This window comes from Mesorhizobium sp. CCNWLY176, assembly GCF_037153935.1.
GTDB classification, from domain to species: Bacteria; Pseudomonadota; Alphaproteobacteria; order Rhizobiales; family Rhizobiaceae; genus Mesorhizobium_M; species Mesorhizobium_M zhangyense.
Genome location: NZ_JBBBDZ010000004.1, coordinates 173232 through 198515, shown reverse-complemented (window position 1 = coordinate 198515; position 25284 = coordinate 173232). Strand labels below are relative to the sequence as shown.

The following is a 25284-nucleotide window of genomic DNA, read 5'->3' as shown; positions in this document are numbered from 1 at the left end:
CCATCCCGGATAACCGGAGCGAAGCGCAGGTTATCCGGGATCCGTCGGCCGCAACATCGTCTGGCCCGATCCTGATGTTGACGCGCGTTATGCACCGCCGAAGCTCCTCACCGTTCCGGCATGGATTCCCGACACTCTCCGCTCGTTCCTCGCTCACGAGGTCGAGAATGACGAATTGCATTTGGGGGTTGTCGCCAATCCCAAACGTTGGCGGTTTGCAGACGCGCAAATAACAAGTTCGTCATCCTCGGGGCCGGAGCCGAACGAAGTGAGGTGGAGGAACCCGGGGATCCATGCCGGAACACCTATGACGGCTTCTGCGGTGCAGAACTACCGAAGCTGAAACCAGCGAAAACTGTGGGAAAGATTTTCGCCTGATTTCCTTCTAACCTGTTGTTTTCCCTCACGCGACACAGATTTTTTCACGCCCGATCTATCCCCCTCTTTCCAGCCTCGCGCATACTTCCCCGTGCAAATCCGCTTCCAACGGGATCCCTGGTGCGCACCGGGTATCAGGGGGAAGTGTCGGCGTCCGGGCTGGTGGCACTGCGGTAGTGTTGCTGGGTGATGAACCCCTAAGCCCGGGTCTTAGTTACGGCTGGGCACGCGAATGTGGAGGCGACTGAGCGGGACAAGAGCGCTGGCGGGGCGCAATGGCTGCGCCACGAATTTACAAACTAGGAAGGCAAGGCCTTTGCGCCCCGCGTTCCCAGTTCTTTGACAATGGCCAGATGCGAAAGCAGGCGTGGCGATGATGAAGCGCGCCGGCGTTTTCTCACCCCCTCAAGGGGGAGGGAGACGTTGCACCTCGTTCGCAGGTTCGTTCTGCTCGCACCTGCAACATTTTTAAGACGATATTCTCGCCTTTGCGAAATGCGCAAAAAACAGTCCTTTGCTTAAACGGCGGGCATTCCAGACGATATGGGCAAGGCTTCGCAACCAGCGTGGCCCTCCAATTCCGGCAACAGGTTTCAACAGGAATCCACCATGACCGCATTCGCAAAAACCCGGCTCCGATTGTTCTCGCAAGCTATTTCCCGCCGCGCGGCTCTCGCGGGACTGCTCGCCGCCGGCGTCGCTTTGGTCAGCATCGCCGGGCCGTCGCCGTCCTTCGCCGAGGACAAGAAATCGATCAAGGTCGGCATCATCAGTGGTGAGGATGAGGACGTCTGGCGCGTCGTCACCGAACAGGCCGCCAAGAACGGCCTGACGATCGAGACGGTCGTCTTCAACGATTACACCCAGCCCAACGAAGCGTTGGAGCGCGGCGAGATCGACGCAAACGCCTTCCAGCACCAGCCCTATCTCGACAACCAGATCAAGACCCAAGGCTACCACATCGTTTCGGTCGGCTACACCGGCGTCTGGCCGATCGGCCTTTACTCCAAGAAGTTCACCAAGATCGCCGATCTGCCGGAGGGTGCCGTGATAGGCGTGCCGAACGATCCGTCCAACGAGGGCCGCGCGCTGCGCGTGCTGCAGAATGAGGGCGTCATCAAGCTCAAGGACGGCACCGGCATTCTGGCGACGATCGCCGACATCGCCGAGAACCCGAAGAAGGTGAACATCAAGGAGCTCGATGCCGGCGTCGTCGGACGCGCCATCGAGGATCTAGACGCAGCCGTGGTGAACACCGACTGGGCGTTGAAGAGCGGGCTTTCGCCGGAAAACCGCATTGCCCAGGAGCCGGTGGCCGACAACCCGTATCGCAACTTCATCGCGGTGAAGGCCGGCAGCGAAAACGAACAATGGGTCAAGGCGCTGGTCGCGTCGTATCAGAATGAGGCCGTGAAAGCCGAGTTCGACCGCGTCTACAAGGGCACCGGCATCAGCGCTTATTGACGCTTGCCGAAGCGCCTTTGCTCCAATCATGAGACTGCCCGCGGCTCAGGCTGCGGGCAGTCTCATTCTGCGTTTTACAGCCGGCTTCCCGGCTGTCGGGAAAGGAACCCGAAATGACCCAGCACTTTGCCATCACTGAGGCCGGCGAACCGCCGGCCAAGGCCGATCCGCAGCAGGCCGAGCAGGTCGTTCGCCTGGTCGATGTCAAGCGCCGGTTCGGCACGACGCCGGCCATCGATGGCATTTCGCTCTCGGTCGGCAAGGGCGAGGTTCTGGGCATCATCGGCCGCAGCGGCGCAGGCAAGTCGACGCTGATCCGCTGCCTCAACGGTCTGGAGCGCCCCGATTCCGGCCAGATATTCATCGAGGGCCGGGATATTGCCCAGCTTGGCGAGCGCGATCTCCAGCCGCTGCGCCGGCGCATCGGCATGATCTTCCAGCATTTCAATCTCCTTTCGGCCAAGACAGTCGAGGACAATGTGGCGCTGCCGCTGAAGATCGAAGGGCGCTCCAAGGCCGAGCGCCGCAAGCGTGCCGCCGAGCTCCTCGAACTGGTCGGCCTTTCGGAAAAGGCCAAGGCCTATCCGGCGTCGCTTTCCGGCGGCCAGAAGCAGCGCGTTGGCATTGCCCGCGCGCTCGCGGCTAGACCGGCGCTGTTGTTGTCGGATGAGGCCACCTCGGCGTTGGATCCCGAGACGACGCGGTCTATTCTGGTGCTGCTCAAGGACATCAACCGGCAACTCGGCCTGACCGTCCTGTTGGTCACGCATGAGATGGAAGTGGTCCGCAGCATCGCCGACCGCGTCGCGGTGATCGATACCGGCCGGATCGTCGAGGAAGGCCCTGTCTGGTCGGTCTTTGCCGATCCGAAATCGCAAATCACACAGAGCCTGCTCGGCGGCATCCGCCCGCAACTGCCGGCGGAGATCGCGGTGCTGCTGAAGCCGGCCGGCAAGGAGGCGATCTTGCGGATCGATGTCGCCGGAGAGGCGGCGCGAGGCCCGCTGCTTTCCGATCTGGTTGCTGAGGTCCCGGGCGCGTTCCGGCTGATCCATGGCGGCGTCGATCATGTCCAGAGCCAGCCGGTGGCGAGCCTGTTTCTCGGCGTGCCTGCGATCAAGGCTGATCATGTCGCGAGAATTGTCGAATTCCTGAAGACCCGCAATGCCCGGGTGGAGGTGCTTGGTTATGTCACCGGTAATGATTGATCTTCTGTTTCGCTCGCTGTGGGAAACGGTGCTGATGACCGCCGCATCCGGCATCATCTCGCTCGTCGTCGGCCTGCCGCTCGGCCTTGCGCTGATCGCCACAGACCGCGGCGGCATTGCCGAGAACCTGTGGGTCAACCGCATTCTCGGCGCGGTCATCAACGGCTTCCGGTCGGTGCCGTTCATCATCCTGCTGGTGGCGCTCATCCCGGTCACGAGGCTGATCGTCGGCACCTCGATCGGCACCTGGGCGGCGATCGTTCCGCTCTCCATTGCCGCCACACCTTACTATGCGCGCATCGCCGAAGTGTCTCTGCGCGAGGTCGATCGCGGGCTGATTGAGGCGGCGCGCGCCATGGGTGGCAACCGCTGGACGATCATCCGCGAGGTGCTGGTGCCGGAAGCGCTGCCGGGCATTGTCGCCGGTTTCACGGTAACCTTGGTGACGCTCGTCGGTGCATCCGCCATGGCCGGCGCGATCGGCGCCGGAGGATTGGGCGATCTCGCCATCCGCTACGGCTATCAGCGCTTCGAGACGAATATCATGATCGCGGTCGTGGTCGTGCTGATCGTCATGGTCTGCGCCATCCAATGGATTGGAGACAGGCTGGTCGCTTATCTCGACCACAAGGCGTGAGGTATCAGGAATCCTGAGGCGTTCGCGGTGGCCAGCGGAATTCGGAAGCCTGCCGCAAATGCTGGCGCAGCATCGCTTCCGCCCATTCCATGTCGCCCGCCTCCACCGCGTCGAGAATGGCCAGATGCTCGCGGCAGGACTGCTCGATGCGTTCGACCGGAAGCTCGAGGAAGACGCCCGACTCGTGCATGCGCCGCAGATTGTTCTGCTGCCGCACAGCGTCCACCAGGAACCGGTTTCCCGAACAGGCGGCCAGGCTTTCGTGGAACGACGCATTCACGCGAAACCACTCGTCGCCGCCAGTGCTGGCCTGGGGGTCCCTGAGGATGCGCTCATGCGCGCGGCGGACCTGTCCCAGATGTTCAGGATCGGCGTTGAACGCCGGCGCCCGCAATGCTGCGCATTCGACGACGATGCGAAACTCGTAGCTCTCGCGATAGGCTTGGTCGCCAACCAGCGAGTCGACGAAGCGCCAGCCATGCCCGGGTAGCCGCTGCGCCAGTCCCTCGGCGGCAAAACGCATAAGGAGCTTGCGCACGATCCCTCGCGAAACACCGTAGCGCGGCATCAGCTCTGCCTCGGATACGTCCTGCGGCAGTTCGCCTGACGCGCGTTCGCGCATCATCCGCCGATACAAATCTTCGATCGGCGAACTCGGCAGCAGATCGTGGATGTCTATGCCCGAGATGTCCGAGGCGATGCGAAGGCCGCGCTTTTCCGTCGGCTGCAGCACGCCCTTTTCCACCAGCATGTCGAGCGCGGCGCTGATCGGAGACCGCGACACGCCGAAGGCACGGGCGAGTTCCGGCGCTGATATTCGGGTGCCGACGCCCAGCTCGAAATCGCGGATGCGCTCGAGGATGCGCCGCGCCAGATCGATCTGAAGCGGGCTCGGTCCTTCCGCAGGCTCGTGCTCATCGATCATCGTCTGGTTCATGAGTTCTCCCCGTGCGAAGCGCATTATAGATGCAACACAACGCAACGCGAACCCCTCAAACTGCGCGAAATTGTGCTTTTCATTTGATCAAAATGCACTATGCTGATTTGGAACGCGACCGCTGAGGCTTAACCTGATGACTGACATTGCCCCTTTCCCTCTCGTTGAAGTCCGGGGAACGCCAAGCGAGCGCGGGCGCATGTATGGCGAACAGGCGCGTGAGCGCGTCAGACTTTCCGCCAGCCTCTACGAGGAGCAACTGCGTCGGCTTGGTTTCAGCTCGGAAGACGTATCCCGGCTCGTCACGATATTCCTGCCGAACATCAAGGCATGGGCGCCCGATCTCGTTGAGGAGATGGAAGGAATTGCAGCCGGCGCGGCTGTCGATCTCACCTCCGTCGTGCTCGTCAATGCGCGAACCGAGGTGCTTCAGCTGGCGCGCCGCGAGAAGGGTGTTGGCGACGACGAGCCGGATGGCTGCACCGGCGCCGTCATCCTGCCCGAAGCGACCCGGGATGGCGCACTCATTCATGGCCAGAACTGGGACTGGAAGGCCGAATGCGCCGACACCTCGGTCGTGCTGAGAATCCTGCGCGACGACGGGCCCGATGTGCTGACCTTCACCGAAGCTGGCGGCCTGGCGCGCAGCGGTTTCAATTCGGCCGGCATAACGGTAACGGCCAACTATCTCGAATCCGATCGTGACTATCGCGACATCGGCATCCCCCTGCCGTTCATTCGCCGGCGTGCGCTGGAGGCGCAGCATTTCGCCCTGGCGCTCCGCGTCGTTGCCATCACGCCCAAATCCGGCTCGAACAACATGATGGTCAGCACGGCCGAAGGCTACGCGGTCGATCTGGAATGTGCGCCGGACGAGGCCTTTCCGATCTATCCCAGAAACGGGATGATCGTGCACGCCAATCACTGGCAAAGCCAGGTGGCGCTTTCGAAGCTCAGGGAGACCGGTCTCGCCAGTGTGCCGGACAGTCTTTATCGCGACCACCGCGTCGAAAAACTTCTGTCTGCGCGCAGCGGCGACATCGTCGCCGATGATCTGAAGAACGCGCTGTTCGACGATTTTGCAGCACCTTTCTGCGTCTGCCGCGCGCCCATGAAGAAGGAGGGCGGCAACCTCTCCGCCACCGTCGCGATGATCGTCTGCGAGCCGGCGAAAGGCATGATGGAAATTGCACCGCTGCCAGCGATCAATCGGGCGTTCACCCGCTATGATCTGAGAATGGACGAAGCGTTGCTTGCCAGGCTTTCCAGCACAGGCGGCCTTGCAAATGGCGCCGCTGTCAAACACGGGGAGAAACGATGGTCCGCTTCATCCTGAGCCGGCTCGCCACGGCGATCCCGACCCTGCTGATCGTTTCGATCACCGTATTTGCCCTGATACGGCTTATTCCGGGTGACCCCGCGACACTGATGCTGGGCGATCTCGCGCAGCCGGGACAGGTCGAGGCGTTGCGCCATCAGATGGGCCTCGACCAGCCCGTCATCGTTCAATATCTGATCTGGCTCGGCAATGTCGTTTCGGGCGACTTCGGTCAATCGATCTCCACCCACCAGGCAGTCCTGCCGCTCATTCTCGAACGTTTTTCAGTGTCGGCAACGATCGTTCTTCTGGCCGTCTTCCTTGCATCACTGATCGCAGTGCCTGCTGGCATGTTCGCCGCCTGGCGGCAGGACCGTTTCGGTGACATCGCGGTCATCGCGACATCGACGCTGCTCTTGTCGATCCCGAGTTTCTGGCTCGGCCTCATGATGCTCATGGTCTTCGGGCTCTGGCTGGGGTGGCTGCCTGTGGTCGGTTATGTTCCCTTCGGGCGCGATTTCACCGGCGCGCTGCTCTACACCATCATGCCCGTCGCGACACTGGTCATGGTTGAATCAGGCTCTATCGCCCGCATGGCCCGAGCCAGCACGATCGAAGTTGCGCGGCTGGACTACATCACCCATGCGCGCGCCAAGGGCCTGTCGGAACCGGCCGTCATGTGGCGGCACGCCTTCAAGAACGCTTTTGCGCCGACCTGGACCCTCATTGGCCTGATCCTGGGCAGCCTGCTTGCCAATATCGCCGTCATCGAAACCGTCTTCACCATCCCCGGTCTCGGCCGGCTTCTGGTCGATGGAATCTATGCCCGCGACTATCCCGTCGTGCAGGGTTGCATGCTGTTCGTCGCCTTCATCTATGTCGTGGTCAATCTGGCCGTCGATCTCGTCTATCCGCTTCTTGATCCGAGGGTTACGACATGATCGCGCGGGCGTTGAAACTGCCGCGTCTGCGCTTCAACGGCCTGGTCGGCGGCATCGTCGTGGCGATGCTGCTGTTCATCGCCATCGCCGGGCCATGGCTTGCGCCCTATGATCCCCTCAAGCTCGACCTGATGTCGCGCCTGAAGGGGCCGTCGTCGGCGCATCTGCTTGGTGCCGACGAGTTCGGGCGCGATGTTCTGAGCCGTCTTATGTATGGCGCGCGCACCAGCGCCTGGATCGCATTTTCCACCGTCGCCTTCGCCATTTTCTTCGGCGTGATCGTCGGGGTCCTCGCCGGATTTTTGCGCGGTTGGACCGACCGCATACTCATGACGTTCAACGATGCGCTGCTGGCGTTCCCCGGACTGTTGCTCGCGCTGGGCTTCATGGCTGTGTTCGGTGCAAGCCGCAACGGCATCATCATAGCGCTCGGCCTTGCCTATCTGCCGGTGGTGGTGCGTGTCGTTCGCGGCGCCGTCCTGTCCATTCGCGAGCGCGAATTTGTCGAGGCGTCGCGCGTCATGGGCAACAGCGAGATCATCACCATGGCGCGGCATGTCCTGCCCAATTGCGTCGCGCCCATCACCGTTCTGGCAACCACCATGTTTGGCTGGATCATTCTTTCGGAAAGCGCCCTGAGCTTTCTCGGCCTCGGCGTGCCGCCGCCGGCGCCGAGCTGGGGCAACATGCTGGCAACGGCGCGGCCCTATATCAGCCAGTCGCCGCATCTCATCATCCTGCCCGGCCTGTGCATCTCGATCACGCTGCTCGGCGTAAACATGCTGGGCGATGCAATCCGCGACCGCCTTGACCCGAAGATGCAGAGCTGATCATGCCGCAACCAGATATGCCTTCGCCGATCCTCGCCGTCGACAATCTCTCCGTGCAGATAGGCCCGGCTGGAAACAAGGTCGTCGACGGCCTGAGTTTCTCGATCGCGCCGGGCGATATGCTGGCACTCGTCGGTGAATCCGGTTCCGGCAAGACGATGGCCGCACGCGCCGTTCTTGGATTGCTCCCGCCGCCGCTGATCGTGACGCCGGACAGCAGCATCCGCTTTCGCGACACCGAGCTTACCCGCCTGCCACCGGCGGCCATGCGCAAGATACGCGGCGCGCGCATCGGCATGGTGTTTCAGGAGCCGATGGTCTCCCTCAACCCCTCGATGACCGTCGGCGACCAAATGGCGGAAGGTCTGCTTCTGCACCAGCGGCTTGGGAAGGCTGAAATCCGCGACCGTTGCCTGGCGATGCTGGAGCGCATCCGCATCCATGAGCCGGCGAAATGCCTGGCGGCTTTCCCGCACGAGTTCTCCGGCGGTATGCGCCAGCGCATCATGCTGGCTTCGGTGATGCTGCTGAAGCCGGATCTTCTGATCGCCGATGAGCCGACGACGGCGCTCGACACGCTGGTTCAACGCGACGTGCTCGACCTGATGGTGGAACTGACGACGGAGAACCAGACCAGCGTCCTGCTCATCAGCCATGATCTCGGCATGGTGTCCCATTACGTGCGCAATGTCGTGGTGATGCACAAGGGCCTTGCCGTTGAGCAGGGCGAAAGCACACAGGTGCTGCATGGCCCGAAACACGAATATACGAAGCGCCTTGTCGATGCGCTGCCGCGCCGCTCCGCAGGCGGTGCCCGCGCCGATCGCGCCGGCGAGCCATTGATCGAACTCAGGGATATCGTCATCGATTATCCCGGCCGTGATGGGCTTTTCAAGAAAACGGCCGGAAAACGTGCGGTGCACGGCGTCGACCTGACGATCGGCAAGGGCGAGACGCTGGCATTGGTCGGCGCTTCGGGTTCCGGCAAAACCACGCTTGGCCGCGCCATTGTCGGTCTGGTTCAGCCTACTAGCGGAGCGATTACTTTTCGCGGCCAGTCGCTGCTGGATCAGGGTGCTGCCGCTCAACGCCGCGAGATGCAGATCATCTTCCAGGACCCGTACTCGTCGCTCGATCCGCGCCAGCGCGTCGAGGATATCGTCGCTGAACCGCTCAAGCTCGACCCAACGATGGACCGTCGCCAGCGGGCCGAGCGCGTGAAGGAGGTTTTCTCGGAAGTCGGCCTTGGGCCGGAGTTCGCCCGCCGTCTGCCGCATCAGCTTTCCGGCGGCCAGCGCCAGCGCGTCGCCATTGCACGGGCGATCGTGAGGCGGCCTGCTTTCGTCGTCGCGGACGAACCGGTGTCGGCGCTCGATATGACCGTGCAGAAACAGATCCTGAAGCTGATCCGCAGCCTGCAGGAGCGCCACGGCTTCGCCTGTCTCTTCGTCTCGCACGATCTCGGCGCGGTGGAACAGGTAGCCGACCGCGTCGCCGTCATGGAGAACGGGCGAATCGTCGAAGTCGGCGCGCGCGACGAAGTGTTCGATGCGCCCAAGCATGAATACACCAAGCGGCTTCTCGATGCCGCGATGCTGCTCGACCGGAAATTCGCGGCCATGGATGCCGTCAAGGCAAAAGCGGTGGCTTTCTGACAGGTCGGGCTGCTGGTTCTGGCAGCTTTGACAAAAAGAAGGGCGGGGAATTCCCCGCCCTTTTCATTTGGCATATTTGCAGAAGCTACTTGGTTTTCCACACGCCCCAGGCGCGCGTCTTGTCGGCGGGCCAGACATTGTAGCCTTTGACATTCGCATTCACCGCATCGGTAACCGGCTCGTAGTAAAGGCCGAGGATCGGAACCTCCTGGGCCATCAGTGTGTGGATCTGCTTGAACAGCGCCTTGCGTTCTTCGAAGTTCGTCGTCTTGGTCGACTTCAGATAGAGGTCGAAGGCTTCCTTGTTGTCCCATTGCGAGGTCGGGTCGGTCGCCTTGTCACCGAGGAGAACGCCGTACATAAGCGATGGATCAAGACGCGCCGAATAGCCGAAGGCCTGGATCTGGAACTTGCCGGCGAGATAATTGTCGAGCTGCGCTGCCCAGTCGAGCACTTCGAGCTCGGCATTGATGCCGGCTGCGGCAAGCATCGCCTGCGCCAGCACGCCGTTCTCATACATGCCCTGATAGCGCGTGTTGGTCTGGATCTTGATGGTCTCACCCTTGTAGCCGGCCTCTGCCAGCAGCGCCTTGGTGGCTTCCAGATCGTATTTCGGCCAGTTCAGGAAATCGTCGTCAAAGAAGGCGCTGGCCTGCGCCACGCCGGATGGATTGAAGGCAGACATTCCATTGGTGCGTGCGTTGGCGATCTGCGCGAAATCGATCGCATGGGCAATTGCCTGCCGCATTTTCACATTCGACAGCAGAGGGTCATTTGTCTGGATCAACAGCGGCGTGAAGGCGAGGCCCGGCGTGGACAACACGGTGACGCCGCGCCCCTTTGTCTCCTCGATGCGGCTCGCCTCGAGATTGGGCAGAATGTCGATCTGCCCGGCGAAGAGGGCGGTTTCGGAAGCTGACGTATCCGGAATGACGAGGAACTTCACGTCGTCGACATAAGCGGTGCGATCGCCGGCAAAGCCGCTCATCTTTTCCTTCACCGGCTTATAATCGGCGTTGCGCTCAAGCGTTACATACTGGCCCTTCTGCCATTCCTTCAGCTTGAAGGGGCCGGTGCCGATCGCAAGCTCGGGGTTCCATTTGCCGTCGGCACCAACATTCTTGGGGCTCGCCACCCAGGTGCTGCACTGGATGTTGGCAAGCTGGGCAAGGAACAGGGCGTTGGGTTCGTTGATCCTAAAGACGACGGTGCGATCGTCCGTCGCTTCGACCCCCTCGATTTTAAGGCCGCGTGAACCATCGAAGATAGGATTGCACAGCCATTCCTCACCGGCCGCCACGCGGCGGTCCCAGTTCCACTTCACATCCGCTGCCTTCACCGGGTCGCCATTGTGATAGGTGGCGCCTTCACGGATCTTGAAAGTGTAGGTCTTGCCGTCCTGCGAAATCTCCCAGCTTTCCGCCAGCAAAGGCCCGATGGTCAGGTCTTCGCGATAAGCGACGAGGGTCTCGAAAATGTGATGCATGACGGTGTCTGTATTCGCATCACGATTGAGGCCCTCGGTGCCGCGAATATCCGAGTTGATACGGATGTTAAGCGTGCCGCCGGTCTGGGGCTCCTCCGCATAGGCCGCGCCGGCCAGCGTCAGGCCAACGCCCAGCGCGGCCGAAAAGATCGATTTCTTCCAGCTCATGTTTATCTCCAGGTGTTCCGTCCGCTGATTGTTTTGTCAGGCCGGCGCGCGGACAGCGCTCAGCGATTGCTTAAAGAAGTCCTTGACCTTGGCGATCAGCAGCCGGTCGTCATGGGCAACGCCCGGAACGACATCCAGGCGCACGCCGATGCCGTGCTGTTCGAAGCTTTTCTTGAGGGAGCGCATGCGGTCGTTGCGATCTGCGCCGGCGAGATCGGCGCCCGGCATCCACCACGCGTCTTCGGGGGTGATGGTGATTTCCCAGGTCTCGTGGTCGTCGCCGCCGATGACCATTTGCACAGCGACGTTGCGCATGGCTTCGAGATTGATCTTCTTGCCGAACACAGCCTCGAAATCGCGCACGCCGACCCAGAAGTCATGGTCGAAATCGAGCAGTGTCACCACTCCGGGCGCGCCGATCGAGGCAGCCATCAATCGTTCGGGGTGCAGGTAGAAAAAGCGATGCGTGAAATGCCCGCCGCCGGAGAAGCCGTACATCATGACGCGGTCGCCCATGATGCGGTAGCGCTCGCGCATCTCCTCGATCATATCGAGCATGATGGCGTCATAATGCAGATCGCCTGCGCGCAGCATTTTGTATGATGAAAGATCGCCGGGAAAGCAGATGCCGGTCGGGAACAGCGGGCACAGGACGATGACGCCGTTCTCCTCGGCGAAATCGGCGAAACCATCGCGATAGGCCTGCATGCCCCGCTCCGTGCCGTGGACGATCACTGCGAGCGGATAGGTCTTGTCGCCATCTTCCTCATAATCTTGAGGTACATAAGCGCAGTAGGGAAAACGCTGGTCCATGCGCGAGGCATAAACGGTGGTGTGCCCGAAATCGTAGTAGGACAGTTTCTTTCCGTGCCCGCCAGTCTTGCGCATTTAGCCCGTTCTCCCTTCGACATGAGAAAACTATTTCATAATTTTATGTACATGAAAAGCGTTTTGAACGGACGCGGCCCACTTGCTGCTGACAACTTCGTTTTTGCTGCCGTTCTGCTCGTTGACAGCATCGTTCCGATGCGACTAGTCTAACTTGTCTACTGGACCAACCAGTATATCAGTGAGTGCTTGTGGATATGATCGGCAACGACATTCTGGCGCAGGTACCCGACCTCAGGCCCAGCCTGACGCGTCGTACGGCGCGTGATGTGATTGCCGATAAACTGATGTCTCTGATCGCCACAGGCGTTCTTGCCGCCGGCGACGAATTGCCCGGAGAGCGCGAACTGGCGACGGCGCTGGACGTCAGCCGCGAAACCGTTCGCGGTGCCATACAGGCGCTCTCGGCGCGCGGCATCGTCGAAGTCTCGCAAGGCAGCCGCACGCGGGTCGCCAATATCGATCTTACTCATGTCCCGGTGACGATCGCAGCACCAAGCGCGATCGACAGATACGATTTGAACTCCGTCCACGCAGCCCGCCTGCTCATCGAATTGAAGGTGGTCGGCGATGCCGCCGATCGGATCGGGGAAGCAGATCTGGCACGGCTGGACAGTTCGCTCGCCGCGCAGCGGGTGGCCAATACCGATCCCGTCCGCTTCCTGATCTGCGACCGGGAGTTTCATGTCACGGTCTATCGTGCTTGCGGAAACCCGCTTCTGGCCGATTTCGTCACCGACCTCTACACCTACATGATGGAGCACCGCCGCTATGCCATGGCCAGGGCGGGCGCGATCGATGAGAGCTATACCGATCACGTTGCGATCGTCGAGGCCCTGAGGGCGCATGACCGCGAAGCGGTCGTCTTGGCCTTCAAGGGACATCTGCAGCGCATTCACGACACGACCAAGGAGATGCTGGAAGGCCACGTCGCCCGAGGCGAAGGGCGTTGAGAATTCAAGAATCAGGATGCGCCATCGAAGCTGCATCCCCGGGAGGAAACTAGGCATATGGATGTGCTCGTCATCGGCGCGGCGGGAATGGTCGGCCGCAAACTTCTGGATCGAATTGCCGGGGAAGACGGCGTTCTTGGCGGCGAGGTGACGCGCCTGTCGCTGGTCGATGTCGTCGAGCCGGTCGCACCGCCACTTCTGGCCGATTTTTCGCAGTCGTTCGCGGTCGATCTTTCCGATGACGGTACGGCTGCCAAACTGATTGCATCACGCCCCGACATGATCTTTCACCTGGCCGCTATCGTGTCCGGCGAGGCGGAGGCCGACTTCGACAAGGGCTACCGTGTCAATCTCGACGGCACGCGTGCCCTTTTCGATGCGATCCGCGCCGAAGGTATGAAGTCACCGTATCGGCCGCGCGTCGTCTTCGCTTCATCGGTTGCGGTTTTCGGTGCGCCGTTTCCGGACAAGATCGGCGACGAGTTTTTCACCACGCCGTTGACCAGCTACGGCACCCAGAAGGCGATCACCGAACTGCTGTTGTCGGACTACAGCCGTCGCGGAATCTTCGATGGCATCGGCATTCGCCTGCCGACGATCTGCATCCGTCCGGGAACGCCCAACAAAGCCGCCTCCGGTTTCTTCTCTAATATTTTGCGCGAGCCGCTGGCCGGAAAGGAAGCGGTGCTTCCGGTGGAAGAGAGCGTGCGCCACTGGTTCGCAAGCCCGCGCTCGGCTGCCGGTTTCTTCATCCATGCCGCCAGGCTCGATCTGGAAAAGGTCGGAGCCCGCCGCAACCTGACGATGCCCGGCCTTTCCGCGACCGTCGGCGAGGAGATAGCGGCTTTGACCCGGGTGGCGGGCGACAAGGCAGCGCGCCTCATCAGGCGTGAGCCGGACGAAACCATCCGCAGGATCGTTGCCGGATGGCCCTGTGATTTCGACGCGCAACGTGCAGCGAGCCTTGGTTTCAAGGCTGAAACCCGGTTCGACGATATCATCAAGGCGCATATCGAGGACGAATTGGGAGGCAAGGTCTGATCATGACGGACGAACCGGCAAAGGCCAAAATCGCCCTGGTTACCGGTGGCGGCACCGGTGTCGGCAAGGCCATCTCCAAGGCACTCCTTGGTGCGGGCTTCACCGTGGTGATCACCGGTCGGCGGCAGGACGTTCTGGACAAGGCTGCGAGCGAGCTCGCAGGGGCCGCGGGCGGCAAGGTTCGGGCGATCCCGGCAGATGTCGGCGACCCCAATTCCGTCGCGGCACTTTTCGAGACGGTTAAGGCGGAGTTCGGCAGGCTCGACCTTCTGGTCAACAATGCCGGAATGGGCGCGCCCGCTGTGCCGATGGAGGAAATTACCTTCGAACAGTGGAGTGCCGTCGTGGGTGCCAATCTCACCGGCGCGTTCCTCTGCACGCAGCAGGCGTTCAGGTTGATGAAGGTTCAAGCGCCGCGGGGTGGACGCATCATCAACAACGGCTCGATCTCGGCTCAGACCCCGCGCCCCAATTCCGCGCCCTATACGTCGACCAAGCACGCGATCACCGGGCTTACGAAGTCGACGGCGCTTGACGGTCGGCCTTTCGACATCGCCTGCGGGCAGATCGATATCGGCAATGCTGCAACCGAGATGACCGCGAGAATGGCAGGCGGCGTGCAACAGGCGAACGGGGAGATGGCAAGCGAGCCGACCATCCCGGCAAGCCACATCGGCGATGCCGTGGTCTATATGGCGAGCCTGCCGCTGGAGGCCAATGTCCTGACCATGACCGTCATGGCGACGAAGATGCCATTGGTCGGCCGCGGATGAAGCGAACCACGAGAGCTTGAACAGGAGAGCCGCTTGAAAAGATAACGACAGCCGAATCTGCACAGCAATTCTGGGAGGAAATAGCGTGGCGTCAGTCGACTTCGTGAATGTCAAGAAATCGTTCGGATCGCATCCGGTGATCAAAGGAGTGGATGTCGAAATCGCCGACGGCGAATTCGTCATTCTGGTCGGTCCGTCGGGCTGCGGAAAGTCGACATTGCTGCGCATGCTGGCAGGTCTTGAAAACATCTCGGCAGGTGAAATCCGCATCGGCGACAAGGTCGTCAACCGGCTGGCACCTAAGGAGCGGGACATCGCCATGGTGTTCCAGAACTATGCGCTCTACCCGCATATGACTGTGGCCGAGAACATGGCCTTTTCGCTGAAGCTGAAGGGCGCTTCGACGGCCGAGATCGAGACGCGGGTGAAACCCGCCGCCGAAATTCTTGGGCTTACGGCCCTTCTCGACCGCTATCCGCGCCAGCTCTCCGGCGGCCAGCGCCAGCGCGTTGCCATGGGCCGCGCCATCGTTCGCGATCCGCAGGTTTTTCTGTTCGATGAGCCGCTGTCCAATCTCGATGCCAAGCTGCGCGTTGCCATGCGCGCCGAGATCAAGGAACTGCATCAGAGACTGAAGACGACGACGGTCTATGTCACGCACGACCAGATCGAGGCGATGACCATGGCCGACAAGATCGTCGTCATGCATGACGGTATTGTCGAGCAGATTGGCGCGCCGCTCGAGCTATATGATCAGCCGGCTAATCTCTTTGTCGCCGGCTTCATCGGCTCCCCAGCGATGAACATGATCAAGGGCCGCCTCGATCCGGAAAATGCCAGCCGCTTCATTGCATTGGATGGCACGGTGCTTCCGGTCGGAAGGCCTGTTGAGGCGGCGAAGGGCAAGGACCTTATCTATGGCCTTCGGCCCGAAAGCATGCGGCTTGACGGTTCGGGCATTCCCATCACGGTCATCGTGATCGAGCCGACCGGTTCGGAAACGCAGATAATGGCGAAACTCGCAGGCGTCGACGTCGCCTGCGTCTTCCATGAACGTGTCGCGGCCAAGCCCGGGGATACCATTAACGTGGCGATCGACACCGGTTCCACGCATCTCTTCGACGCCGAAAGCGGACGCCGGCTTTAGGCCGTTTCCTGAAAGGTTTCATTACGGCATGCGCCGCTTCGGGACGGTGCGACGCTGGCAGATAACCAGATCCCGTAAACCCAGATGGAGGAAAATCGATGACGATCAACAGACGCGATTTACTCGCCGCTTCCGCCGGCATTGTGGCGGCGGGCGGCCTTGGAAAATTTGGAATGACGCCTGCGTTCGCACAAGGCGCGGAGCCGAAATACACGCCGGAAGCAGGCGCCAGCCTGCGCCTCCTGCGCTGGACACCCTTCGTGCAGGGTGACGAGGACGCATGGCTCGCCAACACCAAGAAGTTCATCGAGGCCACTGGCGTCGAAGTCCGTGTCGACAAGGAGAGCTGGGAAGACATTCGTCCGAAAGCGGCGGTGGCGGCGAACGTCGGTTCCGGCCCGGACATGGTCATGTGCTGGTTCGACGATGCCCATCAATATCCCGACAAGCTCGTCGATATGACTGATCTCGCCACCTATCTCGGCGACAAATATGGCGGCTGGTACGAAGGTATGCGCGGCTATGCTGTGCGCGACGACAAGTTCATCGCTCTGCCCCTGGCGGCTATAGGCAACGCCGTTGTCTACCGCGACAGTCATATGAAGGCTGCCGGTTTCAACGAGTTCCCGAAGGACACTGACGGCTTCCTGGAACTCTGCAAGGCGATGAAAGCCAAGGGCACGCCCGCAGGTTTCCCACACGGCAAGGCGGTTGGTGACGGCAACAACTACGCCCACTGGCTGCTGTGGAGCCATGGCGGCAAAATGGTCGACGAGGGCGGCAAAGTCGCGATCAACAGCCCGGAGACAATCGCCGCCATCAACTACGCCAAGGCGCTCTACGAGACGTTCATCCCGGGCACCGAAAGCTGGCAGGACATCAACAACAACCGCGCCTTCCTCGCTGGTCAGGTATCGCTGATCGCCAATGGTGTCTCCGTCTATTATGCAGCCAAGAAGGATCCGGCGCTTGCGGAGATTGCTGCCGATATCCGTTCGACCAATTTTCCGATCGGTCCCGTCGGACAGAGCGTGGAGCTTCACCAGACGAGTTCATTGCTGCTGTTCAGTCACACGAAGTATCCGGAAGCCGCCAAGGCCTACATCAAGTTCATGATGGAAGCCGACCAGATGAATTCCTGGATCACCGGTGCCAGCGCCTATTGCTGTCAGCCGCTCAAGGCGTTTGCAAGCAATCCCGTCTGGACGGCCGATCCGATCCACGCGCCCTATGCCCGAGCCTCGGAGACACTGCGTCCGAACGGTTATGCCGGCCCGCTCGGTTACGCCTCAGCCGGCGTGATGGCGGACTACGTGCTTGTCGACATGTTTGCGGTCGCAGTCACCGGGCAGATGACGCCCGAGGAAGCGGTCGAGCAGGCCGAAAAACGCGCCAACCGCTATTACCGCGTCTAGGCAATCGAATAGCCTCCCGCCGGCTTGCGGTGGGAGGCGGCCTTCCAACTGGAGACGTTCGATGAGCACCACATCGTCAGAAACGCGGCCGTCCTTCCTTACGTCGCTGTTTCGGAACAACAATGCGCTCGGCGTCATGTTCATGCTGCCTGCTGCGGTCTTTCTGGTCTGCTTCCTGACCTATCCGCTTGGGCTGGGTGTCTGGCTCGGCTTCACCGACACGAAAATCGGCCGCGACGGCATCTTCATCGGCCTGGAGAACTATGAGTTCCTTTGGGGCGATTCAGTCTTCTGGCTCTCGGTGTTCAACACTGTTCTCTACACATTCGTCGCGTCCATCCTCAAATTCGGGCTGGGGCTCTGGCTGGCACTGATCCTCAACGAGAACCTGCCGTTCAAATCCTTTTTCCGGGCGATCGTGCTTTTGCCCTGGGTGGTGCCGACGGTGCTGTCGGCGCTCGCCTTCTGGTGGATATACGATGCCCAGTTCTCGATCGTGTCGTGGTCGCTGATGCAACTCGGGCTGATCGACCACCCGATCAATTTCCTGGGCGACCCGGTCAATGCGCGTGCCTCGGTCATCGCTGCCAATGTCTGGCGCGGCATTCCCTTCGTCGCCATCTCGCTGCTCGCCGGCCTCCAGACCATATCGCCGTCGTTGCAGGAGGCTGCTTCCCTCGACGGCGCGACGAGCTGGCAGCGTTTCCGCTATGTGACATTGCCGATGCTCACACCGATCATTGCCGTGGTGATGACCTTTTCGGTGCTGTTCACGTTTACAGACTTCCAGTTGATCTATGTGCTGACCAAGGGCGGGCCGGTGAACGCCACGCATTTGATGGCGACGCTCTCCTTCCAGCGCGGCATTCCCGGCGGACAGCTGGGCGAGGGCGCGGCCATCGCCGTCGCCATGATCCCCTTCCTGCTGGCCTCGATCCTGTTCAGCTTCTTCGGGCTGCAGCGGCGCAAGTGGCAACAGGGCGGGCAGGATTAGGAGATGACGATGAACACCTCAAATCCGGCAATTTCCCCGCTGACCGACAATGTCGAGGGCATGGGCTATCTGAACAATCTGCCGCGGCGGGTCGTAACGATCTACCTGCCGCTGGCGGTGTTTGTCTTCGTGCTGCTTTTTCCGTTCTACTGGATGGCGATCACCGCGGTGAAGCCGAACTCGCAGCTCACCGATTATAACAACTATAGTCCGTTCTGGGTGGTGGGCCCGACGCTCGACCATATCAAATATCTGCTGTTCGAAACCTCCTATCCGGGCTGGCTGCTCAACACCATGTATGTCGCGGTCGGCGCAACGGTGCTGTCGCTGGCTGCCTCCGTATTCGCCGCCTATGCGATCGAGCGCGTGCGCTTCACCGGTTCGCGGTCGGTTGGCCTGCTGATTTTCCTTGCCTATCTAGTGCCGCCGTCGATCCTGTTCATTCCGCTGGCTTTCATCGTCTTCAAATTCGGTATCTATGACTCCAAGCTGGCGCTGATCTTCACCTATCCGACCTTTCTCATCCCGTTCTGCACATGGCTGCTGATGGGCTATTTCCGCTCGATCCCGTTCGAGCTCGAGGAAAGCGCGCTGGTCGACGGCGCTTCGCGCTGGCAGATCCTGACAAAGATCATCCTGCCGCTTGCGGTGCCGGGGTTGATCTCCGCGGGCATCTTCGCCTTCACGCTCTCCTGGAACGAGTTCATCTATGCGCTGACCTTCATCCAGTCGTCGGAAAACAAGACCGTTCCAGTGGGTGTACTCACCGAGCTGGTTCGTGGCGATGTGTTTGAGTGGGGGTCGCTGATGGCGGGCGCGCTGTTCGGTTCGCTTCCGGTCGTGATCCTCTATTCCTTCTTCGTCGACTATTATGTGTCGTCGATGACCGGTGCGGTGAAGGAGTAGGACGGCAGGTCAACGTGCCCGCTATTTCGGAACCGGAGTTTGACAAGTGTCAAATGATGGATTACGACTGACGAAAATTGAAAATCGTCACTCGTAACCGGAGGCCAAGCGTGAGCGATATCGCCGACAGGGTTGCCGACTCAAGTCGCCAGGAAAACGTGAACCGCATTCTCGATGCGGCTGACCGATTGTTCAGGCACTATGGCTACAGCAAGACGAACGTGGCCGACATTGCCCGCGACCTCGGCATGTCGCCGGCCAACATCTATCGCTTCTTCGGTTCAAAGTCCGAAATCCATCAGGCGCTGATGGAGCGCATGCTGACCTACAGAAACGACCTCGCGATGGAAATCGCCAATCTCCCGATCAGCGCGGAAGAGCGTTTGAGACGTTATGGGCATGAAGAGCACAAGTTCACCATTGATGTTCTGACCGACCAGAAGAAGGTGCATGAGATGGTCGTCGTCGCCCTGGAGCATCAATGGGGCGTTATCGAAAAACATATCGACCAGCTTCACATCGTTCTCGCCAAGATCATCAGCGATGGCATCGCCGCTGGTGAATTTGTCGAACAGGATCCGGAGATCGCGGCGCGATGTTTTGGCGCCTCTATGGTCGCTCTGTGCCACCCCCAGGTGGCGGCCCAGTGCATGAACAAGGAAAACCGGGCCACCGCGGACGAGCTGATAGAGTTCGCGATCCGGGCCCTGAAGAAATAAGCCGTTCCGGAAGCGGAACGGCAATCGTTCATTGAACAGTTTTATCGGAGTGCGGACATGGTCTCGCTGTACATAGCCCGGTCGAAGAGGCCGTCTATACCCGGTTTTGCGCTCTTCGTTGCGCTTGGTCTCACGCTTTCGGCCTGCTCCCAGGAAAAGGCCGAAACCATGGAGGTGATCCGTCCGGTCAAGGTCGTGGAGATCGCCAAGGTGGATGACACGCGGCGTCTCGATTATTCCGGCTCGGTAAAGTCCCGCACGGAGACGAGCCTCGGCTTCCGCATCAACGGCAAGGTCATCGAGCGCAATGTCGATATAGGCGACCGGGTGAAGCCGGGCGACGTTCTGGCTCGCGTCGACGCCAATGATTACGAGCTTGCCACGCGCAGTGCGCAGGCATCCTTGATGGCTGCGCAGAAGCAGGTCGAAACCACCGACCTGACGCGCAAGCGTGCCGAACAGCTCTTTGCGAAGAACTTCGCATCCAAGTCACAGCTCGAGGCCCAGACGCTTGCTTATGAGCAGGCGGTTTCAAGCCGGGATGCGGCAGCCTCATCGCTGGAGCAGGCGAAGAACCAGGTTGCCTATACCGATCTGATGTCCGGCCTGAACGGCATCGTGACGGCGATCAATGCCGATGTCGGGCAGGTCGTGGGCACCGGGACGCCGGTCGTGACGGTTGCTGTCGATGGCGAGAAGGAAGTTCAGATCGCCGTGCCGGAAACCGATATTGCGCAGTTCCGCATCGGCAAGTCCGTTCAGGCGCGTTTCTGGTCGGACAATGCGTTGGTGCTCGATGGCAAGGTTCGCGAGGTCGCCGGCAGTGCCGATCTTCAGTCGCGGACTTTTGCGGTGCGCGTCAGCCTGCCCGCCGATCCGCGCGTTCTGCTGGGCATGACGGCAACGATCGAAGCGAAAGTGGACAATGCCAATGCTTCCATATCCATTCCGCTGAGCGCGCTTGGCCAGAAAGACGGCGCGTCGGTCGTATGGCTCGTGGATCGCGCTGCCGGAACGGTTCACATGCGCCCGGTCAAAGTCGCGGACTTTTCCGATGATGGAGTCCGCGTTGCTGACGGCTTGCGGCCCGGCGATGTCGTTGTCGCCGCCGGCACACAGTTCATGTCGGAAAACATGAAGGTGAAGCTTCCGGAAACCGGTGACCAGAAGGCTGCGGCAGTGGAACCCGCTGTCGTTCCTGACGCCGGGGTTGTCCGGTAGCCCTTCTTCAAACTCCAAAGCGTGAGTAAGGCCATGAGCAATTCCTCCAGGGAACGCCAGCCGTTCAATCTTTCGCGTTGGGCTATAGCGCACCCGAGCATCGCACGCTTTCTGTTCGTGCTGCTGATTGTCGCCGGTGCCTTTGGCCTGATGCGGATGGGGCAGAAGGAAGATCCCGATTTCACCTTCCGCGTCATGGTGGTGCAGGCGGTCTGGCCCGGCGCTTCCATCGAGGAGATGCAGGACCAGGTCGTCAACAAGATAGAGCGCAAGCTGCAGGAAACGCCGCATCTCGATTTCGTACGGTCCTATTCTCGGGCCGGCAGCGCTATCATCACCGTGCAGATCAAGGGCGATACCAACGCCGAACAGGTGAAGGACGCTTTCTATCAGGTGCGCAAGAAGGTCGGCGACATCTCCAGCGAGCTGCCGCAAGGTCTGCTCGGGCCCTACTTCAACGACGAATTCGGCGATACTTTCATCACGCTGAATGCAATCAGCGGCGACGGTTTCAGCTATCCCGAATTGAAGAAGTTCGCGATCCAGGCCCGCGACATGCTGCTCACCACGCCGGGTGTCGAAAAGGCCGTGATCCTCGGCGACCAGCCGCAGAAAATCTATATCGACGTCTCGTCCAAGGCGCTGGCCGAGCGCGGCCTGACATTGACCGACCTTCGCAACACAGTTGCAGGCCAGAACAATGTCGATCCGGCCGGGTCGGTCGAAACGGGAACGCGGTCTGTGCGCATCGCGGTCGAAGGCGATGTCAGCAAGGTCGAGGACATTCGCGAGCTGCGCATCAAGGCCGGCAATCAGGTGACACGCCTGGGCGATATCGCGACCGTTTCCTCCGGTCTCGAAGACCCATATGCGCGCAAGTTCCGGATGAATGGCCATGACAGCGTTCAGATCGGCGTGGTCATGGCAAACGGCTTCAAGGTCACGGATGTAGGCAAAGCTGTCGATGCCACCTACGAGCGGTTCGAGGAATCGATGCCGGTCGGCGTGTCTGTCGATCAGATATCCAACCAGCCCGAAGTGGTGTCGGAAGCCATCGGCGAGTTCATGCGGGCGCTCGTCGAAGCACTCATTATCGTGCTTGTCGTCTCTTTCCTGTCGATCGGCTGGCGTTCCGGCCTGATCATCGCCATCGTCATCCCCCTCGTTCTGGCTGCAACCTTTGCCATCATGTACGAGCTGGGAATAGATCTGCAGCGCATATCGCTCGGTGCCTTGATCATCGCGCTTGGCCTGCTGGTGGACGACGCCATGATCGTCGTCGAACTCATGGAGCGAAAGCTGGAGGAGGGGCTGGAAAAGCTCGACGCCGCCAGTTTCGCCTATTCCTCAACAGCCTTTCCGATGCTGACCGGCACGCTGATCACCATCGCCGGCTTTATCCCGGTCGGCTTCGCGGCGTCGACGGCTGGCGAGTATGTACGCTCGCTGTTCTATGTGGTGGGGATCGCCCTTGTGGTGTCATGGTTCGTGGCGGTCTATTTCACGCCATGGCTCGGCCACATGATCCTCAAGCAGCGCGCACATGCCGGACAGGATCATCACGACGTCTTCGACACGCGCTTCTACCGCCGGCTTCGCTCCACGGTGACATGGGCAGTGCGTCACCGGATCATCGTGCTATCGCTGACGCTCGCCACCTTTGCCGGCAGCCTGTACGCCTTCCAGTTCATTCCGCAGGCGTTCTTCCCGCAATCGTCCCGGCCCGAAGTCCTGGTCGACCTCTGGCTGCCGGAAGGCACCAGCATCAAGGAAGTCGAGAACCAGGCGAAGGCGCTTGAGACGCGCATGATGGACGACCCGGACAAGAAGTTCATCGCCACCTATATCGGCGAGGGCGCACCGCGCTTCTTCCTGCCGCTGGACCAGCAATTGCGCAATCCGAACTACGCGCAGCTTCTCGTCATGGCCAATGACGAGCCTGCGCGCGAACGCATCATCGCCAAGCTGCGCGGCATCCTTGCCGAAGACTTCCCGACGGTTCGCGCCAAGGTGGATCGCCTCTTCCTCGGACCGCCGGTCGGCTGGCCGGTGCAGATGCGCGTGTCGGGGCCTGACCGGGAGGAAGTGCGCAAGATCGCGGATGAGGTGAAGCAGAAGTTCCATGCTGATCCGAGGATCGGTGCGATCCATGACGACTGGCTGGAGCCGGTACCTGCCATGAAGCTGGTCATCGATCAGGATCGGGCGCGGATGCTTGGCGTGACGTCGCAGCGCGTTCGCCAGATGCTTCAGGCGACGATGTCCGGCGTGCCGCTCGACGATTTCCGCGACGGCGAGGAAACCGTGTCGATCGTGGCTAGGGAGCCGGAAGCTGCCCGTCACCTGCTTTCGTCGGTCAACTCGGTCTACATCCCGACCGATTTCGGCGGCTTCGTGCCGGTCTCGCAGATCGCCAAGGTTGTGCCGGTGATGGAGCAAGGCATCGAGTGGCGTCGCGATCGTCTGCCGACGATTACTGTTCGCGGCACGCTGCCGGATGGCGTTCAGTCCAACGACGTAGCAACAGCCATGTTCAACGGGATGAGTGATCTGCGCGCCGCACTCCCTGCAGGCTACAAGGTTGAGATCCAGGGCGGTGCGGAGGAATCCGCGGAAAGCCAGGCTTCGATTGCCGCCAAGGCGCCGATCATGCTGCTGGTCATCCTCGTGCTTCTGATGATCCAGTTGCAGCATTTCGGCAAATCCATGCTGGTGCTGGCGACCGGTCCGCTCGGCATCATCGGCGCTGCCATGGCTCTTCTTATAACCGGGGCTCCGTTCGGCTTCGTCGCCATTCTCGGCGTGATCGCGCTGCTCGGCATCATCATGCGCAACTCGATCATCCTCGTCGACCAGATCGACCAGGATATTGCCGCCGGCATGGAAAGGCAGGAGGCGATCATCGGTGCCGCCGTTCGCCGCTTCCGTCCGATCATGCTGACGGCGGCGACCGCCGTTCTGGCGCTGATCCCGATTTCACGCGGCGTGTTCTGGGGTCCGCTGGCTTACGCCATGATGGGCGGCATTCTGGTGGCGACGGTTTTGACCATCCTTGTTCTTCCAGCAGGTTATGCGCTCTTCTTCGGCAAGGAGCCGAAGAAGAAGTCGGCTGAACCGGTCGGCCCGGCCGAACCGGTCAGCACCGTGACGCCGCTGGGCGAGATACGGCCTTTGGCGGCGGAATGAGACGTTCGGCCGGTACCTGATCCCGCATCCGTTGTGGGATCAGGATGATGGATGTGGCTCGTCTATGCCGGAATTGGCGAAGAGGTTGGCGACCCAGTCGACGAAGACCCGCAGCTTGTTGCTCAGGTGCCGGTTCGGCGGATAGACGACATAGAGCGGCAAGGGATCGCGGCTCCATTCGCGCAGCACCGGCTGCAGGGTGCCTTTGCTGAACGCTTCCTTGACCAGAAAACGCGGCGCCTGGACGATGCCCATTCCTGCCTCGGCCGCCGCGACATAGGTGATTGCCTCGTTGGTGGCCATCGAACAGCGCCCGAGGATCTCCAGCTTCTCATCGCCACGATTGAATAGGAAAGGTTGCTGGCGACCCATCGGCGGCATGAAAAAGCTTACGACATAATGGTTTTTCTCGAGATCCAGCGGATGCTGCGGTTCACCAAACCGTTCGAAATAAGCCGGTGCCGCGCAAGTGACGACGCTCATCTCGGAAATGCGCCTAGCGATAAGGGATTGGTCGTTGATTTCACCAGTCCGCAGGGCGCAGTCGACGTTTTCAGCCAGAATGTCGATCTGCCGGTCGGATACGCCAAGGTCGATCTGGATGTCGGGATAGCGGTCATAGAAATCGCACAACGCCGGAATGACGATCAGCTTCGCCAGCGCTCCCGCCATGTCGACGCGCAGTTTGCCCTTGGGCAGGGCCTGCGAAGTCGCCATATTGCTGTCGAGTTCGTCGATGTCGGAAAGCAACCTGAGTGCGCGTTCGTAATAGAGCGCCCCGTCGGGCGTCACCAGAACGCGGCGGGTGGTTCTATTGAGGAGCTTGGTGCGCAGATGCGCCTCTAGGCCTTGAACCAGTTTGGTGACGGTGGCCTTGGGCGTGGCCAGTGATTCTGACGCCCGGCTGAAATTGCCGACTTCGACGACGCGAACGAAGGCTCGCATGGCGGCAAGCTGGTCCATCGTTTTATCCTGTCCAAGTTTCTGAAATCTGCTTTATTATTCACTAGCAGAAACAG

General features: G+C 60.8%; 21 protein-coding genes. 17 read left to right on the top strand and 4 right to left on the bottom strand.

Going from position 1 to position 25284, the window contains the following annotated elements:
• Positions 1-987 precede the first annotated feature (987 nt).
• The 3 genes from WBQ96_RS08615 (at position 988) to WBQ96_RS08605 (ending at position 3687) form a co-directional block, all read left to right on the top strand.
• Positions 988-1842, top strand: coding sequence for a MetQ/NlpA family lipoprotein (locus WBQ96_RS08615; RefSeq protein WP_165119270.1), 855 nt, complete (start codon positions 988-990; stop codon positions 1840-1842).
• A gap of 113 nt (positions 1843-1955) precedes the next feature.
• Complete coding sequence (locus WBQ96_RS08610) at positions 1956-3050, top strand: methionine ABC transporter ATP-binding protein (RefSeq protein ID WP_165119271.1); 1095 nt, start codon at positions 1956-1958, stop codon at positions 3048-3050.
• Positions 3031-3687 (top strand): methionine ABC transporter permease, encoded by a 657-nt coding sequence (locus WBQ96_RS08605; RefSeq protein WP_336549191.1) that lies wholly within the window; start codon positions 3031-3033, stop codon positions 3685-3687. The genes WBQ96_RS08610 and WBQ96_RS08605 overlap by 20 nt, the downstream gene beginning before the upstream one ends.
• 4 nt (positions 3688-3691) lie before the next feature.
• Here the strand turns inward: WBQ96_RS08605 and WBQ96_RS08600 are convergent, their stop codons facing one another.
• Complete coding sequence (locus tag WBQ96_RS08600; protein WP_336549189.1) at positions 3692-4624, bottom strand: GntR family transcriptional regulator; 933 nt, start codon at positions 4622-4624, stop codon at positions 3692-3694.
• 136 nt (positions 4625-4760) lie between these two features.
• On the opposite strand from WBQ96_RS08600, the gene WBQ96_RS08595 reads away from it, so the two are divergent.
• The 4 genes from WBQ96_RS08595 to WBQ96_RS08580 are packed head-to-tail and all read left to right on the top strand — an operon-like array spanning position 4761 to position 9368.
• Entirely contained in the window at positions 4761-5960 is a 1200-nt protein-coding gene (locus WBQ96_RS08595; protein ID WP_336549186.1) for a C45 family peptidase, read from the top strand.
• Positions 5942-6883 (top strand): ABC transporter permease, encoded by a 942-nt coding sequence (locus WBQ96_RS08590; protein WP_165119275.1) that lies wholly within the window; start codon positions 5942-5944, stop codon positions 6881-6883. Before WBQ96_RS08595 ends, WBQ96_RS08590 begins: the two co-directional genes overlap by 19 nt.
• Before the next feature lie 17 nt (positions 6884-6900).
• On the top strand, positions 6901-7713 hold the full coding sequence (locus WBQ96_RS08585; protein ID WP_336549524.1) for an ABC transporter permease: 813 nt from the start codon (positions 6901-6903) through the stop codon (positions 7711-7713).
• Between the two features lie 2 nt (positions 7714-7715).
• Positions 7716-9368 carry an ABC transporter ATP-binding protein gene (locus WBQ96_RS08580; protein WP_336549183.1) on the top strand — a complete coding sequence of 551 codons (1653 nt, stop codon included), beginning with the start codon at positions 7716-7718 and terminating at the stop codon, positions 9366-9368.
• Positions 9369-9453: 85 nt separating this feature from the next.
• Here the strand turns inward: WBQ96_RS08580 and WBQ96_RS08575 are convergent, their stop codons facing one another.
• Positions 9454-11022, bottom strand: a complete 1569-nt coding sequence (locus WBQ96_RS08575) for an ABC transporter substrate-binding protein (RefSeq protein WP_336549181.1) — start codon at positions 11020-11022, stop codon at positions 9454-9456.
• Positions 11023-11058: 36 nt separating this feature from the next.
• A complete protein-coding gene (locus tag WBQ96_RS08570) occupies positions 11059-11910 on the bottom strand; it encodes an alpha/beta hydrolase (protein ID WP_336549179.1) in 852 nt (283 codons plus the stop codon).
• 197 nt (positions 11911-12107) lie between these two features.
• On the opposite strand from WBQ96_RS08570, the gene WBQ96_RS08565 reads away from it, so the two are divergent.
• The 10 genes from WBQ96_RS08565 to WBQ96_RS08520 all read left to right on the top strand — a co-directional run bounded on the left by WBQ96_RS08565 (position 12108) and on the right by WBQ96_RS08520 (position 24265).
• Positions 12108-12863: a FadR/GntR family transcriptional regulator gene (locus WBQ96_RS08565; protein WP_336549177.1), complete on the top strand. Its 756-nt coding sequence runs from the start codon at positions 12108-12110 to the stop codon at positions 12861-12863.
• A 57-nt stretch (positions 12864-12920) separates the two neighbouring features.
• Entirely contained in the window at positions 12921-13904 is a 984-nt protein-coding gene (gene denD / locus WBQ96_RS08560; protein WP_336549175.1) for a D-erythronate dehydrogenase, read from the top strand.
• 2 nt (positions 13905-13906) lie between these two features.
• Complete coding sequence (locus tag WBQ96_RS08555) at positions 13907-14677, top strand: SDR family oxidoreductase (protein WP_336549173.1); 771 nt, start codon at positions 13907-13909, stop codon at positions 14675-14677.
• A gap of 85 nt (positions 14678-14762) precedes the next feature.
• Positions 14763-15824: an ABC transporter ATP-binding protein gene (locus tag WBQ96_RS08550; RefSeq protein WP_336549172.1), complete on the top strand. Its 1062-nt coding sequence runs from the start codon at positions 14763-14765 to the stop codon at positions 15822-15824.
• 98 nt (positions 15825-15922) lie between these two features.
• Complete coding sequence (locus WBQ96_RS08545) at positions 15923-17239, top strand: ABC transporter substrate-binding protein (protein ID WP_336549170.1); 1317 nt, start codon at positions 15923-15925, stop codon at positions 17237-17239.
• A gap of 61 nt (positions 17240-17300) precedes the next feature.
• The gene (locus WBQ96_RS08540; RefSeq protein WP_336549169.1) at positions 17301-18233 is read left to right on the top strand and encodes a carbohydrate ABC transporter permease; all 933 of its coding nucleotides are present in this window, start codon (positions 17301-17303) and stop codon (positions 18231-18233) included.
• Between the two features lie 3 nt (positions 18234-18236).
• A complete protein-coding gene (locus WBQ96_RS08535; protein WP_336549166.1) occupies positions 18237-19139 on the top strand; it encodes a carbohydrate ABC transporter permease in 903 nt (300 codons plus the stop codon).
• A 110-nt stretch (positions 19140-19249) separates the two neighbouring features.
• Positions 19250-19858 (top strand): TetR family transcriptional regulator, encoded by a 609-nt coding sequence (locus WBQ96_RS08530; RefSeq protein WP_336549164.1) that lies wholly within the window; start codon positions 19250-19252, stop codon positions 19856-19858.
• A gap of 57 nt (positions 19859-19915) precedes the next feature.
• Complete coding sequence (locus tag WBQ96_RS08525; protein ID WP_336549162.1) at positions 19916-21079, top strand: efflux RND transporter periplasmic adaptor subunit; 1164 nt, start codon at positions 19916-19918, stop codon at positions 21077-21079.
• 33 nt (positions 21080-21112) lie between these two features.
• Positions 21113-24265, top strand: a complete 3153-nt coding sequence (locus WBQ96_RS08520) for an efflux RND transporter permease subunit (RefSeq protein ID WP_336549160.1) — start codon at positions 21113-21115, stop codon at positions 24263-24265.
• Between the two features lie 39 nt (positions 24266-24304).
• Here the strand turns inward: WBQ96_RS08520 and WBQ96_RS08515 are convergent, their stop codons facing one another.
• Complete coding sequence (locus WBQ96_RS08515; RefSeq protein WP_336549158.1) at positions 24305-25228, bottom strand: LysR family transcriptional regulator; 924 nt, start codon at positions 25226-25228, stop codon at positions 24305-24307.
• Between the last annotated feature and the right edge of the window lie 56 nt (positions 25229-25284).

Coding starts and splice junctions, on each gene's coding strand:
- WBQ96_RS08590 (WP_165119275.1), top strand. CDS start 5,942: ATGGTCCGCTTCATCCTGAGCCGGCTCGCCACGGCGATCCCGACCCTG.
- WBQ96_RS08515 (WP_336549158.1), bottom strand. CDS start 25,228: ATGGACCAGCTTGCCGCCATGCGAGCCTTCGTTCGCGTCGTCGAAGTC.
- WBQ96_RS08525 (WP_336549162.1), top strand. CDS start 19,916: ATGGTCTCGCTGTACATAGCCCGGTCGAAGAGGCCGTCTATACCCGGT.
- WBQ96_RS08545 (WP_336549170.1), top strand. CDS start 15,923: ATGACGATCAACAGACGCGATTTACTCGCCGCTTCCGCCGGCATTGTG.
- WBQ96_RS08565 (WP_336549177.1), top strand. CDS start 12,108: ATGATCGGCAACGACATTCTGGCGCAGGTACCCGACCTCAGGCCCAGC.
- WBQ96_RS08555 (WP_336549173.1), top strand. CDS start 13,907: ATGACGGACGAACCGGCAAAGGCCAAAATCGCCCTGGTTACCGGTGGC.
- WBQ96_RS08570 (WP_336549179.1), bottom strand. CDS start 11,910: ATGCGCAAGACTGGCGGGCACGGAAAGAAACTGTCCTACTACGATTTC.
- WBQ96_RS08605 (WP_336549191.1), top strand. CDS start 3,031: ATGTCACCGGTAATGATTGATCTTCTGTTTCGCTCGCTGTGGGAAACG.
- WBQ96_RS08595 (WP_336549186.1), top strand. CDS start 4,761: ATGACTGACATTGCCCCTTTCCCTCTCGTTGAAGTCCGGGGAACGCCA.
- WBQ96_RS08540 (WP_336549169.1), top strand. CDS start 17,301: ATGAGCACCACATCGTCAGAAACGCGGCCGTCCTTCCTTACGTCGCTG.
- WBQ96_RS08600 (WP_336549189.1), bottom strand. CDS start 4,624: ATGAACCAGACGATGATCGATGAGCACGAGCCTGCGGAAGGACCGAGC.
- WBQ96_RS08575 (WP_336549181.1), bottom strand. CDS start 11,022: ATGAGCTGGAAGAAATCGATCTTTTCGGCCGCGCTGGGCGTTGGCCTG.
- WBQ96_RS08535 (WP_336549166.1), top strand. CDS start 18,237: ATGACGATGAACACCTCAAATCCGGCAATTTCCCCGCTGACCGACAAT.
- denD (WP_336549175.1), top strand. CDS start 12,921: ATGGATGTGCTCGTCATCGGCGCGGCGGGAATGGTCGGCCGCAAACTT.
- WBQ96_RS08580 (WP_336549183.1), top strand. CDS start 7,716: ATGCCGCAACCAGATATGCCTTCGCCGATCCTCGCCGTCGACAATCTC.
- WBQ96_RS08520 (WP_336549160.1), top strand. CDS start 21,113: ATGAGCAATTCCTCCAGGGAACGCCAGCCGTTCAATCTTTCGCGTTGG.
- WBQ96_RS08610 (WP_165119271.1), top strand. CDS start 1,956: ATGACCCAGCACTTTGCCATCACTGAGGCCGGCGAACCGCCGGCCAAG.
- WBQ96_RS08615 (WP_165119270.1), top strand. CDS start 988: ATGACCGCATTCGCAAAAACCCGGCTCCGATTGTTCTCGCAAGCTATT.